23 protein-coding genes are annotated in these 23,107 nt (G+C 61.6%); 17 read left to right on the top strand and 6 right to left on the bottom strand.

Annotated elements, in window-relative coordinates; genetic code table 11:
• Positions 1-47: 47 nt before the first annotated feature.
• Positions 48-500 (top strand): Lrp/AsnC family transcriptional regulator, encoded by a 453-nt coding sequence (locus ABWV42_RS10665; RefSeq protein WP_255103818.1) that lies wholly within the window; start codon positions 48-50, stop codon positions 498-500.
• Positions 501-647: 147 nt separating this feature from the next.
• Here ABWV42_RS10665 and ABWV42_RS10660 read toward each other — a convergent pair whose 3' ends face one another.
• Positions 648-1,268 (bottom strand): hypothetical protein, encoded by a 621-nt coding sequence (locus ABWV42_RS10660; RefSeq protein ID WP_353340082.1) that lies wholly within the window; start codon positions 1,266-1,268, stop codon positions 648-650.
• A gap of 89 nt (positions 1,269-1,357) precedes the next feature.
• The gene (locus ABWV42_RS10655; protein WP_353340081.1) at positions 1,358-2,320 is read right to left on the bottom strand and encodes an L-malyl-CoA/beta-methylmalyl-CoA lyase; all 963 of its coding nucleotides are present in this window, start codon (positions 2,318-2,320) and stop codon (positions 1,358-1,360) included.
• A gap of 174 nt (positions 2,321-2,494) precedes the next feature.
• Between ABWV42_RS10655 and ABWV42_RS10650 the strand changes: the two genes are divergently transcribed.
• The 5 genes from ABWV42_RS10650 to ABWV42_RS10630 all read left to right on the top strand — a co-directional run bounded on the left by ABWV42_RS10650 (position 2,495) and on the right by ABWV42_RS10630 (position 7,830).
• A complete protein-coding gene (locus ABWV42_RS10650; protein WP_353340080.1) occupies positions 2,495-3,766 on the top strand; it encodes an MFS transporter in 1,272 nt (423 codons plus the stop codon).
• A 110-nt stretch (positions 3,767-3,876) separates the two neighbouring features.
• Entirely contained in the window at positions 3,877-4,878 is a 1,002-nt protein-coding gene (dgcN, locus tag ABWV42_RS10645; RefSeq protein WP_353340079.1) for an N-acetyltransferase DgcN, read from the top strand.
• Positions 4,879-4,955: 77 nt separating this feature from the next.
• Entirely contained in the window at positions 4,956-5,921 is a 966-nt protein-coding gene (gene dgcA / locus ABWV42_RS10640; RefSeq protein ID WP_353340078.1) for an N-acetyl-D-Glu racemase DgcA, read from the top strand.
• A gap of 70 nt (positions 5,922-5,991) precedes the next feature.
• Positions 5,992-6,807, top strand: coding sequence for a hypothetical protein (locus ABWV42_RS10635; RefSeq protein ID WP_353340077.1), 816 nt, complete (start codon positions 5,992-5,994; stop codon positions 6,805-6,807).
• 162 nt (positions 6,808-6,969) lie between these two features.
• Entirely contained in the window at positions 6,970-7,830 is an 861-nt protein-coding gene (locus ABWV42_RS10630) for a D-amino-acid transaminase (RefSeq protein ID WP_255103805.1), read from the top strand.
• A 272-nt stretch (positions 7,831-8,102) separates the two neighbouring features.
• Here ABWV42_RS10630 and ABWV42_RS10625 read toward each other — a convergent pair whose 3' ends face one another.
• The 3 genes from ABWV42_RS10625 to ABWV42_RS10615 form a co-directional block, all read right to left on the bottom strand.
• On the bottom strand, positions 8,103-8,897 hold the full coding sequence (locus tag ABWV42_RS10625) for a DODA-type extradiol aromatic ring-opening family dioxygenase (RefSeq protein WP_353340076.1): 795 nt from the start codon (positions 8,895-8,897) through the stop codon (positions 8,103-8,105).
• A 108-nt stretch (positions 8,898-9,005) separates the two neighbouring features.
• Positions 9,006-9,323: a DUF1244 domain-containing protein gene (locus ABWV42_RS10620; protein ID WP_255103802.1), complete on the bottom strand. Its 318-nt coding sequence runs from the start codon at positions 9,321-9,323 to the stop codon at positions 9,006-9,008.
• Between the two features lie 117 nt (positions 9,324-9,440).
• Positions 9,441-10,184, bottom strand: coding sequence for an N-formylglutamate amidohydrolase (locus ABWV42_RS10615; RefSeq protein ID WP_353340075.1), 744 nt, complete (start codon positions 10,182-10,184; stop codon positions 9,441-9,443).
• Between the two features lie 122 nt (positions 10,185-10,306).
• Between ABWV42_RS10615 and pyk the strand changes: the two genes are divergently transcribed.
• From pyk to pheT, 10 genes are all read left to right on the top strand, one after another.
• Entirely contained in the window at positions 10,307-11,752 is a 1,446-nt protein-coding gene (gene pyk, locus ABWV42_RS10610; protein WP_353340074.1) for a pyruvate kinase, read from the top strand.
• 32 nt (positions 11,753-11,784) lie between these two features.
• The gene (locus ABWV42_RS10605) at positions 11,785-12,009 is read left to right on the top strand and encodes a hypothetical protein (protein ID WP_255103796.1); all 225 of its coding nucleotides are present in this window, start codon (positions 11,785-11,787) and stop codon (positions 12,007-12,009) included.
• Positions 12,010-12,117: 108 nt separating this feature from the next.
• On the top strand, positions 12,118-12,318 hold the full coding sequence (gene rpmI, locus ABWV42_RS10600) for a 50S ribosomal protein L35 (protein WP_234138760.1): 201 nt from the start codon (positions 12,118-12,120) through the stop codon (positions 12,316-12,318).
• A gap of 15 nt (positions 12,319-12,333) precedes the next feature.
• Positions 12,334-12,699: a 50S ribosomal protein L20 gene (gene rplT, locus ABWV42_RS10595; protein WP_255103794.1), complete on the top strand. Its 366-nt coding sequence runs from the start codon at positions 12,334-12,336 to the stop codon at positions 12,697-12,699.
• 166 nt (positions 12,700-12,865) lie between these two features.
• Positions 12,866-14,470: a calcium-binding protein gene (locus tag ABWV42_RS10590; RefSeq protein WP_353340073.1), complete on the top strand. Its 1,605-nt coding sequence runs from the start codon at positions 12,866-12,868 to the stop codon at positions 14,468-14,470.
• A 160-nt stretch (positions 14,471-14,630) separates the two neighbouring features.
• Positions 14,631-15,698, top strand: a complete 1,068-nt coding sequence (locus ABWV42_RS10585; RefSeq protein ID WP_255103790.1) for a Hint domain-containing protein — start codon at positions 14,631-14,633, stop codon at positions 15,696-15,698.
• 114 nt (positions 15,699-15,812) lie between these two features.
• Positions 15,813-16,886 carry a phenylalanine--tRNA ligase subunit alpha gene (pheS, locus tag ABWV42_RS10580; protein ID WP_255103789.1) on the top strand — a complete coding sequence of 358 codons (1,074 nt, stop codon included), beginning with the start codon at positions 15,813-15,815 and terminating at the stop codon, positions 16,884-16,886.
• A gap of 145 nt (positions 16,887-17,031) precedes the next feature.
• Complete coding sequence (locus ABWV42_RS10575; protein WP_353340072.1) at positions 17,032-17,802, top strand: type 1 glutamine amidotransferase; 771 nt, start codon at positions 17,032-17,034, stop codon at positions 17,800-17,802.
• Between the two features lie 51 nt (positions 17,803-17,853).
• Positions 17,854-18,777 carry a dimethylarginine dimethylaminohydrolase family protein gene (locus tag ABWV42_RS10570; RefSeq protein ID WP_353340071.1) on the top strand — a complete coding sequence of 308 codons (924 nt, stop codon included), beginning with the start codon at positions 17,854-17,856 and terminating at the stop codon, positions 18,775-18,777.
• A 122-nt stretch (positions 18,778-18,899) separates the two neighbouring features.
• Positions 18,900-21,299, top strand: coding sequence for a phenylalanine--tRNA ligase subunit beta (pheT, locus tag ABWV42_RS10565; protein WP_353340070.1), 2,400 nt, complete (start codon positions 18,900-18,902; stop codon positions 21,297-21,299).
• 75 nt (positions 21,300-21,374) lie between these two features.
• Here the strand turns inward: pheT and ABWV42_RS10560 are convergent, their stop codons facing one another.
• Positions 21,375-22,193 (bottom strand): DUF2189 domain-containing protein, encoded by an 819-nt coding sequence (locus tag ABWV42_RS10560; protein WP_353340069.1) that lies wholly within the window; start codon positions 22,191-22,193, stop codon positions 21,375-21,377.
• 249 nt (positions 22,194-22,442) lie between these two features.
• Between ABWV42_RS10560 and ABWV42_RS10555 the strand changes: the two genes are divergently transcribed.
• Positions 22,443-23,081 (top strand): class I SAM-dependent methyltransferase, encoded by a 639-nt coding sequence (locus ABWV42_RS10555; protein ID WP_353340068.1) that lies wholly within the window; start codon positions 22,443-22,445, stop codon positions 23,079-23,081.
• The last annotated feature ends 26 nt before the right edge of the window (positions 23,082-23,107 follow it).

Raw genomic sequence — 23,107 nt, 5'->3', positions numbered from 1 at the left:
GCGATTGAGTTGCGTTTTTGTGCGTCATGTGTGAAATTTCACAACAAATGACGAAGCTTGATCAAATCAACGAAAAGATATTGCGTGAGTTGGGCCGCGATGGGCGGGTCAGCAATCTTGAGCTGGCCGAACGTGTCGGCCTGTCGCCCTCTGCCTGTCTGCGGCGGGTGCAAGACCTTGAGAAGGCAGGGATCATCAAGGGCTATAGGGCGGTTCTGAACCGGGCGGCGCTGGGCGGGGGATTCGTGGCCTATGTGACCGTGGGCCTGAACGAACACACCAAGGTGGCGCAGGAAACCTTTGAGCGGGCCATCGCGCTGGCGCCGGAGGTGCGCGAGTGCCACAACATCACCGGCGCGGTGGAATACCTGCTGCGGATCGAGGCGGCGGATCTTGAGGATTACAAGCGGTTCCACACCGACGTTCTTGGCACGGTGCCGCATGTGAATGCGATCACGTCCTATGTGGTCATGGGGTCGCCCAAGGACGAGCGGGCCTGAGGCCGGCGTTTACCAAGGTTAAGAGCGAAAACCGCTGTCGGTGCAGCGTCGGTATCATGTCGGTATTGCGACAGTATCGACCTGTGAGATCCGCAGGTTAACGGCGCGGACGCGGTTGCCGCGCGGTTAACGAGGGGAAGCGGTGGATCAGGCGTCCAGCGCGGCGCGGAAGGCCATTTCGGGCGAGGTCAGGACCGGAATGCCGAGGTCGGTCAGGCGCTCGGCGGCGGGGGCCATGCTGGCTTGCGCCAGGGTCACGCAGGCGATGTCGTGATCGGCCACGGCATGGCGCACGGCGGTGGTGATGCAGGCGATGAACGCCTCGGTTTCCCCGGCCTCGAACAGGGGCCAGAATTCGCCAAGGAACAGCGGCACGACCTCGGCCTCCTGATCGGCGGCAAGGAGCGCGCTGTTCATCAGTTCCATCGTCGGCTTGCGAGTGGATTCCAACGCAAAGACCACGAGGATCGGGCCGCCGATGCGCGAGGCTTCCTGCATCATGGGGCCGTCAATCCGGATGGCACCCGCGGATTCGGCAGCAGGGCAGAGCGAGGTGCAGGTGCAGATCACGGTGCCCTTGGATTTCTGGACCGTCGCGGCGACCTCTTCCATCAGGCTTTGGCGCAGCCCATGTTTACGTGCCTGTTTCAGCCAGTCTTCGCGGACGACTTGAATCAATTCGACCTCGGGCGCAATACGCTTGGCCAGTACCTTGAACGGGGCAATGTGGACGGGAGAGGTGTGCAGCAGGGTGATGGTCTTCTTCATGCGGGCTTTATGCCACCTCTAATAGAAAACGCAACGGGCGAGACCGCTGGTCCCGCCCGAAAAATCTTGGTTCGCTAAGTGCCCTAGGGTCAGCCGTTCTGGGCGATCAGTTCTGCCTGTGCCACGATGACTTCGGCCTGCTTGATCGAAGCGATGTCGACGAGGCGGCCCTTGTAGACGGTGGCGCCTTCGCCGTTGGCCTTGGCCTGTTCCATGGCCGCAAGGATTTCGCGGGCTTCGGTGACAGCTTCGTCCGAGGGGGTGAACACCTGGTTCGAGAGGGCGATCTGTTTCGGGTGGATGGCCCATTTGCCGACCATGCCGAGGGTTGCCGAGCGTTTTGCCTGGGCGATGAAGCCCTCATCGTCCGAGAAGTCGCCGAAGGGGCCGTCAACCGGCAGGATGCCGTGGGTGCGGCAGGCGGCGACGATCTTGGCCTGCGCCCAGTGCCACGGGTCGGACCAGTGCTGAACGCCTTCGCGCAGCATGTAGTAGTTTTCCTGTGTGCCGCCGATGCCGGTGGTCTGCATCCCCATCGAGGCCGCGAAGTCGGCCGCGCCGAGGCTCATGGCCTGCATACGGGGCGAGGAGGCGGCGATTTCTTCGGCATGGGCGATGCCGGCGGCGGATTCGATGATGACCTCGAAAGAGATCGGCTTGGTGCGGCCCTTGGCGCGTTCGATAGCGGTGACCAGCGCATCCACGGCATAAACGTCTTCGGCGCAGCCCACCTTGGGGATCATGATCTGGTCGAGACGGTCGCCGGCCTGTTCCATCAGGTCCACGACGTCACGGTACCAGTAAGGGGTGTCGAGGCCGTTGATGCGTACCGACACGTATTTGTTGCCCCAGTCGATCGTGTTGATCGCCTCGATGGCGTTGGCGCGGGCCAAGTCCTTGTCGGTGGGGGCCACCGAATCCTCGAGGTCGATGTTGATGACGTCGGCGGCCGAGGCAGCCATCTTCGCAAACAGCTTGGTGTTCGAGGCCGGGCCGAACAGCTGGCAGCGGTTCGGGCGGGCCGGGGCGGCGGGTTGGATGCGGAAGCTCATGTCGATCCTCTCGGTAAGGAAATTTCGTCAAAGTCGAGTGGAGTGTTATTAAGTTGCGCTGCGCTGCGCAAGGAAATTTTGCGCCCGCAGAAATACTGACGCTGCGATGCGGCGGCGTTTTTGTTGCCGCAAACAGACGCGAAGGCCGTGGTGGCGATATGCGAAGGCGGAGTCATGAAACGAGCATTCCTTGAAAACTGGGCCCTGTTCCTGGGCATGATGATGTTGATGATCGCCAACGGCTTGTTGGTGACCTTGCTGACCATTCGCGGATCGGGGCTGGGATTTTCCGAGTTCACGATCTCGATCATGCAGGCGGCCTATCCGCTTGGGGCGCTTGCCGGGACGGCGATTGCGCCCAAGATGGTCGAGAAAGTGGGACATATCCGGGCGTTTTCGGCGCTGGCCTCGCTGGTGTCGATCTCGGCGATCGTGCACCTTTTGACCTCTGATCCGGCATCGTGGTCGGCAATGCGGTTCCTGGCCGGGTTCTGTTATCCCGGCATGTATGTGATCACCGAGAGCTGGTTGCAGGCGAAATCGGAGAACCACAACCGCGCGCAGATCCTGTCGCTGTATTTCATGATCTGGATGGCGGGGCCGGCCATCGGGACCGCGCTTGTGGCGGCGCCTGATCCGACGGGCAACATGCTGTTCGGGGTGGTGTCGATCCTGATTTCGCTGGCGATCGTGCCGCTTTTGCTGTCGGGCAACAAGGCGCCGGATTACGAGGTGCCGGACCGGATGCCGGTGATGAAACTGTATCGTGTGTCGCCGACTGCGGTGGCGGGCAACCTGATCAGCGCCACGGCGGTGGCCGGTTGGTTTATCGCCTTGCCGCTGTTTGCACTGGCGCAGGGTATGTCGGCAGCGCAGGCTTCGGGGGCGCTGGTGGTGGCGATGATCGTTGGAGCCGTGGTGCAATATCCTGTCGGCTGGATCAGCGACAAGACAGACCGTCGACTGGTGTTGCTGGGGCTTGGGGTGATTGGGGGGGTGGCCTGCCTGTGGATGCTGGTGACGCCCGGACCGCGAGCCATGGTGATTGGTTTCGCATTGCTCGCCGGGGCCAGCTTGCCGATGTATGCGGTCTGTTCGGCCCATGCCAATGACCAGTTGAAACCCTCGCAAATCGTACCTGCCAGTGGCACCATGGCCTTTGTTCTGAACGTTGGGCAGTTCGTGGGTATCCTGATCATTCCTAATACGGTCAGCATTGCTGACGGAAATGGGTTCCTGATGGTGCTGGCGGCCCTGTGTTTCATGGTCTCTGCGGTGTCCCTGATGCGTCGCGTTCAGGAGGCCGCGCCGGAGGAAACGGGGTCGTTGCAGGCCATGGCCGTGCTTGGCGCGCCCCAAACGGGGGTGTTGCAGGCGGAATCCTGGATTGCAGAGGAAGAAAGTGGCAATCATTCTGACATAGCGGGAGGATCTTCGTCAAATTGATGAGTATGTCGTGATTTCTTGCGCGTCGGTTTGTGCGTTCGGCGAATTAGGTATGAACTTGCGCTGAACTCCGTGGAAACTCTTTCACAAGAGAGAGAAGGATTCCCGCGATGATCAAGACACCCTACCTGCTTTTCCTGGGCGATGCCCCCGACCAGCTTGCCGCGAAAGTGGCGCAAGGCATCAAGGACTGGCGTCCCGAGAACGCCGTTGGCCAGTTCCGCATGGAAGGCTGCAAGGCAGATGTCGGCCTGACCGACATGACGCTTGAAGAGGCCAAGGCCGCGGGTGCCAAGACGCTTGTGATCGGCGTGGCCAACCGTGGCGGCGTGATCAGTCAGGAGTGGAAGAAGGTTCTGGTGATGGCGCTTGAAGAAGGGTTCGACCTGGCCTCCGGCCTGCACAACCTGCTGCGCGACGAGCCCGACCTTGTGGCCGTGGCCGAGGCGACCGGCCAGGAACTGCACGACGTGCGTATCCCGGAAGTGGAATACCCGATTGCAAACGGCAAGAAGCGCAGCGGCAAGCGCGTGCTGGCGGTTGGCACCGACTGTTCGGTTGGCAAGATGTACACCGCCCTGTGCATGGACGCCGAAATGCGCAAGCGCGGCATGAAGTCGACCTTCCGTGCCACCGGCCAGACCGGCATCCTGATCACCGGTGACGGTGTGCCGCTGGACGCGGTGATTGCCGACTTCATGGCCGGTTCGGTGGAATACCTGACCCCGGACAATGATGCGGATCACTGGGATCACATCGAAGGCCAGGGGTCGTTGTTCCACGTATCCTATTCGGGTGTAACCATGGCGCTGATCCACGGCGGCCAGCCGGACGCGCTGATCCTTGCGCATGAGCCGACCCGCGCACACATGCGCGGCCTGCCCGAATACCAGCAACCATCGCTGCAAGCCCTGCGCGACACCGCCCTGACCCTGGGCAAGGTGGCGAACCCGGATTGCCAGGTTGTTGGCATCTCGGTGAACACCCAGCACATGTCGGATGAGGACGCCAAGGCCTACCTCGCCGAGGTCGAAGCCGAAATGGGCCTGCCGACCACCGATCCGTTCCGTTATGGTGCGGGCAAGCTGGTGGACGCGCTGGCGGCGATCTAAATCGCTGGCGGTGACGGTTTCGGGGGCGTTGCCCCCGGACCCCCGGGTATTTGAACCAAGAAGAAGAGGGCAGGGTTTTGCAGATTTCAGTCACGCGCGACGTGTTCAAGCTGGCGCAGGTGTTCACCATCAGCCGGGGATCGCGCACCGAGGCGAAGGTGCTGACGGTGCGGGTGTCGAAGGACGGGGTGACCGGATGGGGCGAATGTGTGCCCTATGCGCGCTATGACGAGACGCTGGAGAGTGTGACGGCGGAAATCGAGGCCCTTCCGGGCGCCTTTGATCGCGAGGCGCTGTATGATCTGCTGCCTGCGGGGGCGGCGCGCAACGCGGTGGATTGTGCCCTTTGGGATCTTGAAGCCAAGACCGCGGGCAAGCGGGTCTGGGAGCTGGCCGGACTGGCCGCGCCAGGGCCGGAGATCACGGCCTATACGCTCTCGCTGGATACGCCGGAAAAGATGCGGGAACAGGCGGCCAAGAATGCCTTTCGCCCGCTGTTGAAGATCAAGCTTGGCACGCCGGATGACATGCCGCGCCTTGAGGCGGTGCGTGCCGGTGCGCCTGCGTCGAAGATCATCGTGGATGCCAACGAGGGCTGGAGCGCCGGGGTTTATGCCGATCTGGCGCCGCATCTCGTGCGCCTTGGGGTGGCCCTTGTGGAACAGCCTTTGCCGGCGGGAGAAGACGAGGCGCTGATCGGGATGGAGCGGCCGGTGCCGGTTTGTGCTGACGAGAGCTGTCATGATCGCACCAGTCTGCCCAAGCTGAAGGGCAAGTATGACGTGGTGAACATCAAGCTGGACAAGACCGGTGGTCTGACCGAGGCGCTGCGTCTGCGCGAGGCGGCTTTGGCGGAAGGTTATAAGGTCATGGTGGGCTGCATGGTGGGCTCGTCGCTGGCGATGGCGCCGGCCACATTGGTGGCGCAGGGGGCGATGGTGACCGATCTGGACGGGCCGCTTTTGCTGGCCGAGGACCGTGACCAGCCTTTGGTGTTCGATGATGCGGGCGTGCATCCGCCGGTTGCCGCGCTCTGGGGCTGAGGCTGCGGATGACCGTTTACTTGGGGCCACTGACTGCGTCACATTGGGGCGTATCGTTTTGGAGGGTCTCATGTTTGTAAAACGCGTTCTGGCGCTTGTGGTTGGGCTGGCGGTTCTGGGGCCGCTGCCATTGCTGGCGGATGGTGGTCCCTGGAAGGTCGCGTTGAACAAGCGGCAGGCTGACAAGTTCGCGGCTCTGAAAGAACGACCGGGGATCACGGCATTTGCTATTTCACCGGATGGGGCCTGGGGGCATTCCTGGGGTTACAACACCACAAAGGCGGCGAGTGCGCGGGCTCTTGCCGGATGTCGGGGGTTCCTGAAGCCGGGGCGGCGGGATTGCATCCTGTTCGCGGTGGACGGGGTGATCGTGGCGGAGCCGGTGGTCAAGACCCGCGTGGTGTCGAAGGTTTACAAGCCGATCAATGGCAAGACGGCGCCGGCGTTCTTTGGCCGTGCGGCGGTGGATTTCACCGGCAACAAGGCGGCTGCGGTGGCCGATTACAAGGCGCTTGAGAAGGCTCCTTCGCATCGCAGCCGGTTGGCACGGGACAAGAGGCTTGAGGCGGCGCTGATGAAGCGCAGTTTCATGAACACACAGCATCGGGCGTTTGCGATCTGGTTCGAGGCGGGGCATGGCGCACAGCACAGCAAGGCCAATAGCGGTATTCTGCGTACGGATTTTGGCGAGTGGGTGGCCACGAAGGACGGGTTGGTTTGCATGTTCGACAGTGTTTCGGACAGTGGCAAGCGGTACGGAACGCGGTGTTTGATCATTCACGAGATTGAAAACGGTGCGGCACGGTTCTCGTGGGCCGACCATCCCGGCACCAAGTACAAAGGTCAGATTATCGCCGGTGATGCCCGCTATGGGGCGGCAAAGTGAGCCTTGGGGGATCACAAGACTTGACCGGCGCAGCGGCTTGGCCGATGAGCGAGGCAACAGATCCCCGCGCGGGACATGACAACGGGGTAAGCCCCACCGAATAACGCCTTGTCCGGTGCGATACCGGAGGGGGACAGCAAGTTGAGAAGGACTGTGAAAGACATGACGCGTACCGTTTATGTGAATGGCGACTACCTGCCGGAAACCGAAGCCAAGGTTTCGATCTTTGACCGTGGGTTCCTGATGGCGGACGCGGTTTACGAGGTGACCTCGGTTCTGGATGGCAAACTGATCGATTTCGAAGGTCACGCGGTGCGCCTGAAGCGATCGCTGGACGAGCTGGACATGGCCGAGCCCTGCACGAAAGAGGAACTGCTGGAGATCCACCGCAAGCTGGTTGAATTGAACGGGATCGACGAGGGGCTTGTGTATCTGCAAGTGACCCGTGGGTCGGATGGCGACCGCGATTTCGTGTTCCCGGGCGATGATGTGAAGCCGACCATCGTGCTGTTCACCCAGAACAAGCCCGGCCTGGCCGACAGCCCGGCGGCGCAGAAGGGGGCCAAGATCATCTCGATCGAGGACATCCGCTGGGGCCGTCGTGATATCAAGACCGTGCAGCTTCTCTACCCCTCGATGGGCAAGATGATGGCCAAGAAGGCCGGTTGCGATGATGCGTGGATGATCGAGGACGGCTATGTCACCGAGGGCACATCGAACAACGCCTATTTCGTGAAGAACGGCAAGATCGTGACCCGTCCGCTGTCGAACGACATCCTGCATGGCATTACCCGCGCGGCGGTGCTGCGTCTGGCTCAGGAAGCGCAGATGGAGATCGAAGAGCGCCTGTTCACCATCGATGAGGCGAAAGAAGCGGATGAGGCCTTTACCACCTCGGCGTCGGCCTTCGTGATGCCGGTTGTCGAGATCGACGGTGTGACCCTTGGCGACGGCACCCCCGGCCCGATCGCAAAGCGTCTGCGCGAGATCTATCTGGATGAAGGTCGCAAGGCCGCGATCTGATCCACGGTTTCAGGACAAGACCATGAGGCGTTGGGGGACACCCCTGCGCCTTTTTCTTTGCCGGATCGCGATCTGAATGTTGGGGGGTAGGGTGACAGGGCGGGGCGTGGCCGCCCTGTCGGAGATCTGTTTCACCCACCGACCCACATGGGGATGCAAGCGGAGCCAGCGGGTAAAAGTGTCCTCCCTCGCCAAGGACAGTTCTTTTGTAATTCAAGTCCTCAACCAAAGGCAGAGGGGTTTCGGGATAATGCCCTATCCGAAAGGATAGGTCAGCCGAAGCGGAAGCCGGATGCGGTGACGCCGCCGAAGATATCCTTCTGGTGATAGATGCGGGTGGCGGGGTCGTTTTCCGCCGCGCCGAGGGCGGTGAACAGCGGGACGAAGTGGTCTTCCTTGGCGTGGCAGGTGCGGGCGTGGGGGGCCTGTTCCCAGTTTTCCAGTGCCTTGGTTCTGTCTTCGGCGGGAAGTGCCAGCGCGGAGTTGAGCCAGCCGTCGAAGGCTTCCGAGGGTTCGCGGGCGGTTTCGTTCATCAGGCGCAGGTTGTGGTAGCTGAGGCCGGAGCCGATGATCACCACGCCCTGATCGCGCAGGGGGGCGAGGGCGCGGCCAAGGGCCATGTGCTGGGCCGGATCGTAATTGTGGCGCATGGAGACCTGGAACACGGGAACGTCGGCCTCTGGGTACATCACGGCAAGCGGGGCGAAGGTGCCGTGGTCAAAGCCGATCTCGGGATCGAGACGTGCGGGCAGGCCGGCGGCGGTGATCAGGTCGAGGGTTTGTCGCGCAAGATCGGGCGCGCCGGGGGCGGGGTAGGTGACCTCGTAGGTTTCGGGGGGAAAGCCGAAGTAGTCATAGACCATCGGTGGATTGGCAGAGGACATCACCGCGAAGTCATCGGTTTCCCAGTGGCCGGAGATCATCAGGATGGCGCGGGGGCGTTCGGGGAGCTGGTTGGGCATCTCCTTGAGAGAGGCCTCGAGCGGGGCGAATTGCGCGCGCCAGTCGGGCATCCAGGGCCAGGGGCCGCCACCGTGGGAGATGAAAAAGGTGGGCATACGGGTCATGAAAGCCTCCGGGGTTGGCAGGGATCGGTATGCCATAGGTAATCGGAGAGGCTTGGTACTGACAGGCCCGCAGGCGCACAGGGGTTGTGCGCCTGTGGATGGTGGGGGTCAGGCTTTGTCTTCGCCGACGTTCTCGGCAAAGGCGACCTTGAAGGCGGCCTGTTTCTCGGCGCTGGCCTCGGTCTGGTAGTTGGCTTTCCACTCGTCCATGGTCATGCCGTAGTAGATTTCGCGGGCTTCGTTCTTGTCCATCTCGATGCCGCGTTCGTTGGCGGCCTCCTGGTACCAGCGCGAGAGGCAGTTGCGGCAGAAACCGGCGAGGTTCATCATGTCGATGTTCTGCACGTCGGTGCGCTTTTCCATCAGGTGTTCACGCAGGGCGCGGAAGGCAGCGGCCTCGATTTCGATCTGGGTTTGCTTGTCCATTGCGGTGCTCCGGGTGGGAAGGGTGTTTCCGTCAAAGTAGTATGCGCGGGGCCCGCTATCCACAAGAGAGCGGATTGGCGCGATGTGTCCCGTCAGGCGCAGGCCTGACAGGATGAGTCAGAGACCGGTGGTGTCCAGAACGTCGGTCAGGATCGGGGCGAGACGTTCGGCCCAGGCAGATTGCTTGGTCTCGGTGTCGATCTCGTCGTGGCGCAGTTCGATCAGCGCGTTCAGGCGACCGTGGGCGAAGGCGTGTTTGTCGACCGAGTCGCCCGGCAGGTGGCCGGCGTAGGGTTCATTGTCGCCAACGGTCAGATCGCCTTCTTGCTCCAGTCGCTTGATGAAGGGGATGCCGAAGCGGTCTTCCTGCGGGGCGTGCAGGATGCCGATCTCCCACGGGCGCGGGGCGCGACCGTTCAGTTTCGGCGAGAAGCTGTGCATGGCGATGATGATGACATCGTCGCGGGCGGCGGCCAGATCGGCCAGCGCGTTGTGATAGGGCCGGTAGTAGGCCTGTTTGCGGCGCTCGATCTCGGCCTCGTCGATGTTGCGGTTGGCGGGGATGATGGTGCCGTCATAGAGGTGCATGACAAGCGTGGGGTCGTCTTCGCCGCGGTTCGGGTCGATCACGAGGCGGGAAAAGTTGCTTGCGATAACCGGGGCGTCCAGCAGTTCGCCAAGGCGTAGCGAGGTCCCGAGTGCGCCGACGTCATAGGCGATGTGGCGCTGCATGTCTTCGGGGGCCAGCCCCAGATCGCCGCCGTCGATTTCGACGGGAACGTGGTTCGATGCGTGGTCAACGGTGATCAGCCAGCGCGATTTGCGCTCGGCCCCATAGATGTGAAAAGGTTGGTATGTCATGTGCCTGTCATTTCCTTCGACGAACTACTTAGGACAGTTGCCAGCGGAATGGAATTGCGTGATAAGCACGGTGACTGGAGTTAGCGGTAACAGTGCCGCTTTTTTAGAAGAATGACGGGCAGATGAGACGACTGAGAAATGTGAAGATCGTGGCCACGCTGGGGCCGGCAAGCGAAACCTATGACATGATCCGCGCTTTGCACGAAGCGGGGGCGGATGTGTTTCGTCTCAACATGAGCCACGGCAGCCACGAGGAAATCCGCGAGAAGCACCGGATCATCCGCCAGATCGAGAAAGAGCTGAGCAGCCCTATCGCGATTCTTGCCGATCTTCAGGGGCCGAAGCTGCGGGTTGGCGTGTTTGCCAACGAGGCCGAAGAGCTTGTTGACGGGGCGGCGTTCCGGTTGGACCTGAACGAGGCCGCGGGCGATGTGACCCGCGTGTGCCTGCCGCATCCCGAGATTTTCGCCGCCCTTGAGCCGGGATCGACGCTGTTGGTGAATGACGGCAAGATCCGCCTGCGGGTGGAAGACTGTGGCGCGGATTTTGCCAATTGCGTGGTGGTGAACGGCGGGACGATTTCGAACCGCAAGGGCGTGAACGTGCCGGACGTGGTTCTGCCGCTGGCGGCGCTGTCCGAGAAGGACCGTGACGATCTCGAGTTCGTATGCGGCCTTGGCGTCGACTGGCTGGCGCTGTCTTTCGTGCAGCGGCCCGAGGACGTGCATGAAGCGCGGGAGCTGGCGCAGGGGCGGGCGGCGATCCTGTCGAAGATCGAGAAACCGGCGGCCGTCGAGGCGTTTGACGATATTCTTGAGGTGTCGGACGGTATCATGGTGGCGCGCGGTGATCTGGGTGTGGAGCTGCCGGTCAGCCATGTGCCGCCGATCCAGAAGCGCCTTGTGCGCAAATGCCGTTTCGCGGCCAAGCCGGTGATCGTGGCGACCCAGATGCTCGAGAGCATGATCGAAAGCCCGATGCCGACCCGTGCCGAGGTGTCCGACGTTTCGAACGCCATTTACGAGGGTGCGGACGCGATCATGCTGTCGGCGGAATCGGCGGCGGGGCATTTCCCGATCGAGGCGGTGGGCACGATGAACGCGGTGGCCGAAGAGGTCGAGAGCGATCCAACCTATCGCCAGATCATCGAGGCCTCGCGCAGTGCGCCGCGCTCGAGCGTGGCGGATGCCATCGTGGCGGCGGCACGCGAGGTGGCGGAAACCACCGAGGTGCAGGCGATCTGTTCCTTTACCGAATCCGGGACCACGGCGCTCAAGATCGCGCGGGAACGGCCACGGGTTCCGATCATCGCCATGACCAGCCTGCGGGGCACCGCGCGGCGGCTGGCGCTGAGCTGGGGCACCAATTGCGTGATGACCGACGAGTTGAGCCGCTTCAAAGGCGCGGTGGTGGCCGCGGCGCGGGCGGCGACGTCGCATGGCTATGCCGGGCCGGAAGACCAGATCGTGGTGACAGCGGGCCTGCCGTTCAACGTGCCGGGGACAACCAACATCCTGCGGGTGACCTCGTGTGATGAGCGTTTGATTTACAACACGGAAACGGAGTAGGTTCTTCCTCAGGAATTTGAGGAACCGGGTGGATGAACGCCGACTATTTGATGACCATCGGGCTTGTCCTGGGACTGTTTTCCATCCCGGCGATGCTGTCGTCCTATGCCGAAGCGCGGGTGCCGCGTGGATCAATGGCGGCTTTCATCCTGGCCGGGGCGCTGATCGTCTATGCCTATAGTCAGAACCCGCAGCGTTACGCGGTGGCGCAGCTGCCCAACGTGGTGGTTACGGTGATCGCCGATATCATCAAATAAGCCCTTGCAGAAAAGGGATTCGGGACGTATACGGCGCCTCTATGCGCGCGACCGGCCCGAGAGGCATGCCGAGTCGCGTCTATAACCGACCATCTAAGGAGTACGGAAATGCCCAAGATGAAAACGAAGTCGAGCGCCAAAAAGCGCTTCAAAGTGACTGCCACCGGCAAAGTCAAAGCTGGCCAAGCTGGTAAGCGTCACGGCATGATCAAGCGGACCACCAAGTTCATCCGCGATGCCCGTGGCACCACCACCCTGTCCGCCCCCGACGCAAAGATCGTCAAGGGCTACATGCCCTACGACCGCTAAGAGGAGTTTTGAGAGATGTCCCGAGTTAAAGGTGGTACCGTCACTCACGCCCGTCACAAGAAAATCATCAAAGCCGCGAAGGGCTATTATGGCCGCCGCAAGAACACCTTCAAGGTGGCGTCGCAGGCAGTTGACAAGGCGAACCAATACGCAACCCGCGACCGTAAGAACCGCAAGCGCAATTTCCGCGCGCTGTGGATCCAGCGTATCAACGCTGCTGTTCGCGCACATGACGCAGAGCTGAGCTACTCGCGCTTCATCAACGGCCTGAACCTGGCCGGTATCGAAGTCGACCGTAAGGTTCTGGCTGACCTGGCCGTACACGAGCCGGAAGCATTTGCCGCGATCGTTGATCAGGCAAAAGGCGCGCTGGCCGCGTAAGCAGATTTCCCCAAGGGGATTTCAGAACGCCGCTGACCATCAGGTCGGCGGCGTTTTTCGTTGTAGGGCTCGGGGCTGCAAGAGGGCCGAAAAGACACGAATCTTGTGTTTTTCTCAAAAAATGGGACAATTGCCGCCATTGATTTATCAATTAGGAGAATGTGGCATGTCTATTTTTGAGACAGAAGTTCTTAAGGTCACGGCCGGTGGTGCCGTGTCTGTTGTTGACCTGGAAATCCATGACGATGACTTCAAGATGCAGTCTGAGGAGGTCGGAGCAGAGTGGATCGTGGAGGGGGTTTCGCTTGGGCCGGATGCACCGGTTCTCAACATCGGCCGGCTGGAACGTACTGAGTATAATGGCCAGACGTGGGAACTTGGGACGATCCATTTTTCGGACGGCACCAATGATTATTACATGTCTTTGGTGGGACAGGACCCCAACCACATCGAGAGTTTCGTCAGCTTTACGAGCACCGGAACTGCCGGGAGTATTCAATACGCTTTCTATGGCGCGACGCCCAAGGACTCTGACACCTATTCCGGCGATGCCCTGATGCTGCGCTATGACAGCGGTGGTGTCTTGCAAAGCTTTGAGGCCAACGTGTTCCGCGCCCTAGACGATGATGGCACGATCGAGTTTGCCAGCGAGACGGGAGAACAGCCGATCGGGCTTGGGGCCGACAGCCTTTTCCGCCTCGATATTTACGAGACGGATGCCGGGGCGGGTGACACTCTGATGGTCAAGGTTCGGGTCGAGTATACGACGGCATCAGGCAACGGCACGATGGATGCGATCAAGGTGACCGAGAAGCATGGGCCGAGTACCTATGTGTTCTATGTGCCGGAAAACGGCCATGTGGACCTTTCGACGATCACCGGATTTGTTTCGGAAACTGTGCTGGCAGGCAGTCTGGAAGGGGACAGCTGGGCGGATTATGGCCTGACGACGGACCTTATCACCGTAAATGGCACCTCCGGGAATGACAGTCTCGAGGGCGGACATGATCACGACAAGCTGAAGGGCAATGCGGGGGATGATTTCCTGTTTGGCTATGTCGGTGATGACGAACTGCGCGGCGGGGCGGGTGATGATGTCCTGTTTGGCGGTCAGGGAGAAGACGACATGGAGGGCGGCAGCGAGGCTGACGTGCTTTATGGCGGGATGCACAAGGATCTACTGAAGGGCGGCAAGAACGGAGACGAGCTGTTCGGCGGCGCTGGTGGTGATACGCTGGAAGGCGGCACCGGGCTTGATACCCTTGAAGGCGGCCGCGGTTATGACAGCCTACTGGGCGGTGATCATGCTGACTCGCTCAAGGGGGACGATGGCTATGACACGCTGAAAGGCGGCAAGGGCAACGACACGCTGAAGGGTGGCAAGGGTAATGACGAGCTGTTGGGCGGCAACGGTGCTGACCGGCTCGAAGGCGGCAAAGGGCTTGATGACTTGTCTGGCGGCGGCGGCAACGACGAGTTGCTTGGTCAGAAGGGTAAGGACACCCTGAACGGTGGGGCCGGGGCGGATACGCTGACCGGCGGAGAGGCCGCCGACACCTTTGTGTTCACCGCCGATGGCGCGACGGATACGATCACGGATTTCGAGGATGGCACCGACCTGATCGACCTGGACGTGGGCTTTGGATCGCTGACAATTGCCGACGTGGCACCGGGCGAGGTGCATATCACCCATAGTGGCGAGACGCTGATCGTGATGGACAGCGGCGGCACGCTTACTGCGGCGGATTTCTCGGCGGCGGATTTCATTTAAGCGCCTGACAGAAAAACCAAAACCGAAAACATATATGATTGAGGCAGCAATTGCCTCAATTGTTCCTTCTTGTCGCCGATTCGGATGTTTAGCCAAACCATACGGACATGGATGGCTTGGGGATGGGCCGCCGTGTTGCTTATAGCGACGGGGAGCCAGAATGGCGCGTATCAGTGAACTGCATTATTCGAATGCCTATGCCCGGAATTCCGGGGTCGACGAGTTTCTGGAAGTGGCACTTTCACCGGGAGAAGACCCGGCGGATTTCGTTGTTTCCTTCTACGAAGCGGATGGATCGGTCGGGATCGAGATCCCGCTGACCCATACCGATGTCCAGGTCACCTTTGACCCGATAAGCGGCGAAACCGCCTATGTGATCTCGGCTGCAAACTTTCCAATTCTGCTGACCGATCCGAATGGCGGTGGTACCGGAAACTATGAAGCCTATGCGCTGACCAATGTGGACAGCGACGAAGTGATCGACTTTTACGATATTGGTGGCGGTACAACGAACATACTGGCGCTGGATGGGGCTGCGGCGGGAGAGACGTCGGAGAACCTCGCGGTGCTTGTCGGGCCTGAGTCGACGACCACCACCTTGCAGTTCAACCTGCCCAATCCCGATACGCTGACCTATGGCACGGTCGATCCCGGTGCGACCGGGATTGCCTGTTTCGTGGAGGGTGCGCTGATTGAAACGGCAGAGGGACCCAAGCGGATCGAGACCTTGCTGGAGGGCGACCTTGTTCTGACGCGGGACAACGGGATGCAGCCGTTGCGCTGGATCGGCAGCCGCAAGGTATCGGGGCAGGGCGAGTTTGCGCCGGTGCGGTTTCCCAAGGGGGTGCTTGGGGCAGAGCGTGATCACTACCTGTCGCAACAGCATCGGGTGCTGGTCACCGGCTGGATGGCCGAGTTGCTGTGTGGCGAGCTGGAAGTGCTGGTGCCGGCCAAGGCGCTGGCACGCGGTGGTCCCGGCATCATCGAGCCGCGGGACGAGGTGACCTATTTCCACCTCTTGTTCGACACGCACCAGATTGTTGTGGCCGACGGCGTGGAGAGCGAGAGCTTTTTCCCCGGTGAATACGGCGTGGCCGGGTTCGACAGCGAGACCCGCGAAGAGGTTCTGGCGCTGTTCCCGGAATTGTCGATGGCCGGCACCTATGGCAGCACCGCACGGCAGGCCGTGTCGATGCGCGAAGGTGTGGCGCTCGCGGCGATGATCTGAGGCGGGCTGCCTTCAATTCAGCTTTGTTCGACTGCACGTCCAATGGCCGCGCCCTAGCGGGTTGCGAAACCGTGCTGATGTCGGTAGCAGGGGGCAACGGAATTGGAGGGTCGGATGGACGATCTGAGAGACAAGTATATCGGTCTGATTTCTGAAGCGGGCGACGAGGCTGCGCTGGAAGATCTGCGTGTGCAGGCCGTGGGCAAGAAGGGCGAGATCAGCCTGAAGATGCGCGAACTGGGCAAGATGACCCCGGAAGAGCGCCAGGTGATGGGCCCCAAGCTGAACGCGCTGAAAGACGAGATCAACTCGGCGCTGGCGGGCAAGAAGGCTGCGCTGGCCGATGCGGCGCTGGAAGAGCGCCTGAAGGCCGAGTGGCTTGACGTGACCCTGCCGTCGCGTGGCCGCCGCCAAGGCACGATCCACCCGATCAGCCAGGTGACCGAGGAAGTGACCGCGATCTTTGCCGATATGGGCTTTGCGGTGGCCGAAGGTCCGCAGGTCGAGAGCGATTGGTTCAACTTTGATGCGCTGAACATTCCGGGCCACCACCCGGCGCGTGCCGAAATGGACACCTTCTATATGCACCGCGCCGAGGGCGACGAACGTCCGCCGCATGTGCTTCGCACGCATACGTCGCCGGTGCAGATCCGCTCGATGGAGCAGAAGGGCGCGCCGATCCGCGTGATCTGTCCGGGTCGCGTGTACCGCGCCGACTATGACCAGACCCACACGCCGATGTTCCACCAAATCGAGGGCCTTGCGCTGGACAAGGACATCTCGATGGCCAACCTGAAGTGGGTTCTCGAGGAATTCGTGAAGTCCTTCTTCGAGGTGGACGACGTGGAACTGCGTTTCCGCGCCTCGCACTTCCCCTTCACCGAGCCGTCGGCCGAGGTCGATATCCGCTGCTCGTGGGAAGGTGGCACGCTGAAAGTGGGTGAAGGCGATGACTGGCTCGAGATTCTCGGGTCGGGCATGGTGCATCCGAAAGTGCTTCAGGCCGGCGGGATCGACCCCAACGAGTATCAAGGCTTTGCCTTTGGTCTGGGGATCGACCGGATCGCGATGCTGAAATACGGCATTCCGGACCTGCGCGCCTTCTTTGACAGCGACCTGCGCTGGCTGCGCCACTATGGTTTTGCCTCGCTGGACCAGCCGACGCTGCACGGCGGTCTGAGCCGGTAAGCAATCAGGTTTGATTGGAATGAAACGGGGTGCCCTGGCACCCCGTTTTGCATTTCAGGAGGGTGCCAAAGCGACACGGCATGTCGCGGATGGCGGTTTTCGAGGGGTGGGTGTGCGGTTAGCCTGTGGGGGAAGGAGACCACCAATGACCACCATTTTGATCCTTGAAGGCAACTCGACCGCCATGGTGCAGCAGGGCAAGGCGGATGCGCTGCCCTTCGTGAAGAGCTTTATGGCGCTTGATCCGTCGGTGCGGGTGCGGGTGGATGCGCCCTATGCGCGGCCGCTTGAGGCGGCGGACCTTGAGGGGGTGGATGGTGTTGTCTTTACCGGATCGGGTGTCGAGTGGTCGACGGCGGAACCGGAGGCCGAGCCCCTGCGGGCGGCGATGCGGCAGGTGTTCGAGGCGGGGCTTCCTTCGTGGGGGTCGTGCAACGGGATGCAGCTGGCGGCGGTTGTTCTGGGGGGCGATGTTGGGGCCTCGCCGAAGGGTGTGGAGCTTGGCATTGCGCAGGACATCACGCTGACCGAGGCGGCCGGGGCACATCCGATGATGGCGGGCAAGGCCAGTGGTTTCGGCTCACCCTGCGTGCATCGTGACGAGGTTCAAAGACTGCCCGAGGGGGCGGTGTTGATGGCCGGAAACGCCCATTCGCCTGTTCAGGCCTTTGTCTACGAGCAGGACGGCGTGGATTTCTGGGGGGTGCAGTATCACCCGGAATGCGATGCGCTGGACCTTGCGTCCTGGCTGCGGCCCAAGGGGGCGCATGGCGAGATGGTGGCCGATCTCGAGACCATGGATGCGGCGGCGGCTGCGCGGCTTGGGACGACAGCCGAGGAAATGTCGGGGCCGGTGAGGATGAAAGAACTGGCGAACTGGCTGGATCACGTGAAGGCACGTGCCGGGAATGCTTGACAGGATGTGCACCTTGGCCTGAGCCTGACGGGAACAGCGAGGGAGCATGACATGAGCGAACAGGGGTTTTCATTGCGCGCGCGGCGCGACGGGGGCGGAACGCCGATCCTGAACAACTGGGGGGCCAATAGCGACTATGGCACGCTGCGGTCCGTGTTGTTGGGGCCGATCGAGAACTACAAGTGGTTGCAGACCTCGAGCCTGTCCAAGAAATCCCTGCGCCGTGGGGTGCCGTTTGATCCGAAGGTCGCTCAGGCGCAACATGCCGAGATGGTGGATGCCTATCGCAGTGCTGATGTCGATGTGCATTTCCACAAGGGCGATCCGCACCTGCCCTATCAGGTTTATGCGCGCGACAGTTCGGTGATGACGCCGATGGGGGCGATCATCACCCATATGGCACAGCCCTGGCGGCGGGGAGAGAACTTTCGTGCCATCGAGACCTACCATGATCTTGGCATCCCGATTTACGATTATGTGACCGCCGGAACCTTTGAAGGGGGCGATTTCAACGTGATCGAGCCGGGGGCGGTTCTGATCGGGTGGGAAGGGCCGGAGGGGCGGTCTTCGGAAGAGGGTGCCCGCCAGATCGCCGGCTGGATGGAGGCCGAGGGCTGGGAAGTGATGTTGATGGACATCGACCCCTACTATGTTCACATCGACCTGATGGTGGTGATGCTGGCGCCCAAGCTGGCGGCAGTCTGCATCGAATGCACCGACCCCAAGGTTGTGGACTGGCTGAAGGCGAAACAGATCGAGATCATCGAGGTGCCGTTCCAGGAGACCATTGCGCTGGGCTGTAACGTGGTGGCGCTGGGCGAGGATCGGGTGTTGCTGCCGGCGGCGTCGAAGACGCTCAAGGAAAAGCTGAAGGCGCGCGGCTTTACGATCTATGATCCCGAACTCGACATGATCACGCAGGGCGGCGGTGGCGTTCACTGCATGTGCCAGAGCCTGATCCGCGATCCCGTCTAGGGGCGGGGTATCTGTGGCAAAAGCGCGGAAGGGCGGGGCGGAAACGCCTATGCGCCCTTTCCCCTTTGGGACATATCCGCTAAAGCCCTCATGACCCGAATTCTGACCGATGGAATCTGACGATGAAATTCACGCTGTCCTGGCTGAAAGATCACCTCGAGACCGAGGCGAGCCTTGATGAAATCCTTTATGCGCTGACCGATCTTGGTCTGGAAGTGGAAGAGGTTTCCAACCCGGCGGAGCGTCTGAAGGACTTTACCATCGGCAAGGTGAAGCACGCCGAGAAGCATCCGGACGCCGACAAGCTGAAGGTGTGCAAGGTGGACACCGACGAAGGCGAATTGCAGATCATCTGTGGCGCGCCGAATGCCCGCGAGGGGATTACCGTGGTTGTGGCCAAGCCGGGCGTCTATGTGCCGGGCATCGACATCACCATCGGTGTCGGCAAGATCCGTGGTATCGAGAGCTTTGGCATGATGGCCTCGGAGCGCGAGATGGAGCTGTCGGACGAGCATGACGGCATCATCGAGCTGCCTTCGGGCGAGGTGGGCGACCGTTTCGTGGACTGGCTGGCCGAGAATGATCCGGCCAAGGTGGACGCGGTGATCGAGATTGCCATCACGCCGAACCGCCCCGATGCGCTTGGTGTGCGCGGTATCGCGCTGGACCTTGCGGCGCGTGGCCTTGGCACCATGAAACCGGCGCCGACCGCAGATGTGAAGGGCGGTTTCCCGAGCCCGATCTCCATCACCATCGACGAGGATACCCGCGAGAAGGGCTGCGAGGTTTTTGCCGGTCGTCTGATCAAGGGCGTGAAGAACGGCCCCTCGCCGAAGTGGCTGCAGGACCGCCTGCGCGCCATCGGCCTGCGTCCGATCTCGGCGCTGGTGGATGTGACCAACTTCTTCACCTTTGACCGTAACCGTCCGCTGCACGTGTTCGACGCCGACAAGGTGAATGGCAACCTGCGTGTGCACCGCGCCAAGGGTGGCGAGACGCTGATGGGGCTGGACGAGAAGGAATACACCTTTGCCGAGGGCATGGTGGTGATTTCGGACGACGAAGGCATCGAATCGATTGGTGGCATCATGGGCGGCCTGCCGACCGGATGCACCGAGGACACCGTGAACGTGTTCCTTGAGGCGGCTGTCTGGGACAACGTGCAGATCGCCTATACGGGCCGTGGTCTGAAGATCAATTCGGACGCGCGTTACCGCAACGAACGTGGCATCGACCCCGCTTTCAACATGGAAGCGATCGACCTTGCTACCCAGATGATCATCGACCTGTGTGGCGGTGAGCCGTCGGAGGTTGTGGTTGCGGGTGAGGTGCCGGACGTGAGCCGCGCTTACAAGCTTGATACCGACCGCGTGCAATCGCTGGTTGGCATGGAAATCCCGGCCGAGGAACAGCGCGCGACCCTTGAGGCGCTGGGTTTTGTTCTGGAAGGCGACATGGCGCATGTGCCGAGCTGGCGCCCCGACGTTCTGGGCGAAGCGGACCTCGTGGAAGAGGTGGCGCGGGTGGCCTCGTTGACCAAGCTGAAGGGCAAGCCGATGGCGCGTGCCGTGGCCGGTGTGCCCGGTATGGTTCTGACGCCGCTGCAAAAGCGCGAACAGATCGCGCGCCGGACCTCGGCGGCGCTGGGTTACAACGAATGCGTGACTTATTCCTTTATCGACCAGAAATCGGCGGCGCTGTTTGGTGGCGGTGATGATGCGGCGATGCTGGAAAACCCGATCTCGACCGAGATGAGCCACATGCGCCCGTCGCTGCTGCCGGGTCTGTTGCAGGCGGCGGCACGCAACCAGGCGCGCGGTTTCATGGATCAGGCGCTGTTCGAATGCGGCCCCGTCTTCCACGGCGGCGAGCCGGGTGAGCAGGAGAACCTCGTGACCGGTATCCTGGTCGGGCGCACCATGAGCAAGGACATCCACGGCGAGAGCCGTGCGGTGGACGTTTATGACGCCAAGGCCGACATGGAAGCGGTTCTGTCGGCGCTGGGCGCGCCGGCCAAGCTGACCTACAACCGTGGCACCAATGGCTGGTGGCATCCGGGCCGCAGCGCCAAGGTGGGTCTGGGGCCGAAGAAGGTTCTGGGTGCCTTTGGCGAATTGCACCCCAAGGTGCTTGAGGCGATGGACGTGAAGGGGCCTGTTGTGGCCTTTGCCATCCACTTTGCCGAGATCCCGATGCCGCGTAAGAAAGGTGCCTCGAAAGGGGCGCTGGAGCTGCGCGATCTTCAGGCGGTCGAGCGTGACTTTGCCTTTGTGGTGGATGCTGATGTCGAGGCGATCACCCTTGTGAATGCCGCGGCCGGTGCCGACAAGGCATTAATCGAAGAGGTGCGCGTGTTCGACGAGTTCATCGGCGGATCGCTGGGCGAGGGCAAGAAATCCATCGCCGTGACCGTGCGTTTGCAGCCCACCGAGAAGACGCTGAAAGAAGCCGATATCGAAGCGGTGGCAGGCAAGATCGTCGAGAAGGTATCAAAGGCCACCGGCGGTACGCTGCGCGGCTGATCCCCGACCCGCATCAGAGTTTGAAAAGGCGCCCCATCGGGCGCCTTTTTTCTGTCTGGGAGGTATGGCCGATACTTAGCCTTCGGACGATTGCACCGCCCGTTGGTAGAGGTGCCAGGTGGTGTGGCCGAGGATGGGTAGGGTGACGATCAGGCCGAGGAAGGCGGGGAGCATCGACAGGAGCATCGTGGCCGAGATGATGGCCGCCCAGATCAGCATGACCACAGGGTTTTCGGTGACGACGCGAATGGAGGTGAGCATGGCCGAGACGAAGTTGGTCTCGCGGTCCAGCAGCATCGGCATGGCGACCACGGTGACCGTGAACAGGGCGGCGGAAAGGACCGCGCCTGCCAGCGTACCGATGGCGAGGAAGGTCCAGCCTTCGGGGGTGTAGAGGACGATGTTCAAGAAGCCTTCGAAATCCGAGAAGGAGGCGTTCTGGAGGATGATCGCCAGCCAGAGGCGGACCTGGTACATCCAGACCCAGAAGATGAAGAGGGTGACAAAGGCCATCCAGCCCATCTCGCGCTGGCGCTGGCGGGCCATGACGGAGAGGATGTCGGACCAGCCGAAGTTTTCGCCCTTCTGGCGGCGGCGGGACATCTCGTAGAGGCCGGCGGCTGCGAAGGGTGCGACCAGCGGAAAGCCGACGACGGCGGGAATGATCATCCAGATCTTGCCAAGCCAGACGAGGCACCAGACCAGGAGAATGCCGAACACCGCGTAAAACAGGCCGAAGAAGCCGCTCATCACGGGGCGGGCGAGGAAATCCGACAGCCCGGCCCTGAGAGAGGCGGCGATGTCGCCGGATGTCACCTTGTTGACCACCAGCATGTCATCAGACTGTGGTGCGGGGTTTTCGGGTGATGTGGACCCTGTGGCGTTGGACGTCATGTCATACTCCTCCCTAAGCATGGCATCCCGCGGGTCCGTTTTTCAACGCACCGCGGCGAAACTGTCGCGCGTCCTCCTGATGCCAGTCTGCAATAGGTTGGGACGTTGGGGCAAGATGGTTGGGGTTTGGATGCCTCGCTGCCCTTGCGGCCTTGCATGAACTCTTTTTGGCTGACGCGGGGGCAGGGAGATTGAGTGCGGCGGGCGCTGTGCCTATCTAGGGGCGAAGAGACTTCTGGAGTGGTGGTGATGTCAAAGAGTGTGCGGTTCTGGAACCGGATTGCCGAGAAATATGCGCAATCCCCGATCAAGGACATGAAGGGGTACGAGGCGACGCTGGCGCGGGTGCGGGCGCATCTGACACCGGACGACCACCTTTTGGAACTGGGCTGTGGCACAGGGTCGACGGCGATCTTGCTGGCAGGCGATGCGGCGCGGATCACGGCGACGGATTATGCCGGTGAAATGGTGGCGATCGGCCAGCGCAAGGCGGCAGAGGCTGGCGTGGAAAACGTGATCTTCCTTCAGGCTGATCCTTTTGATCCTGTGTTGGAGCCGGGGGCCTATGACGTGGTGATGGGGATGAACTTTTATCACCTGCTGGATGACATGTCGGCGGGGCTGGCGCGCAGTGTCGAACTGGTGAAGCCCGGTGGATACGTGATTGCCAAGACCCCCTGTCTTGGCGATGCGCCGTTTTTCAAACGCCTGATGCTGAAGACCATCGTTGGTGTTCTTCAGCTTGTCGGCAAAGCGCCGAGCGTGGGCTTCGTGACCGGTGACACGGTGGAAGCGCAGATGAAAGCGGCGGGGCTTGAGATTGTCGAGCGCTCGGTGACCGACGGTATGGTGCCGCGGGATTTCATCATTGCGCGGCGACCGTCTTAAGGCCTTTCAAGCAGGATTTGTAGTTA

The organism is Pelagimonas sp. KU-00592-HH (assembly GCF_040369695.1).
Taxonomy (GTDB): Bacteria; Pseudomonadota; Alphaproteobacteria; order Rhodobacterales; family Rhodobacteraceae; genus Shimia.
This window is presented reverse-complemented; position numbering and strand designations above follow the sequence as displayed.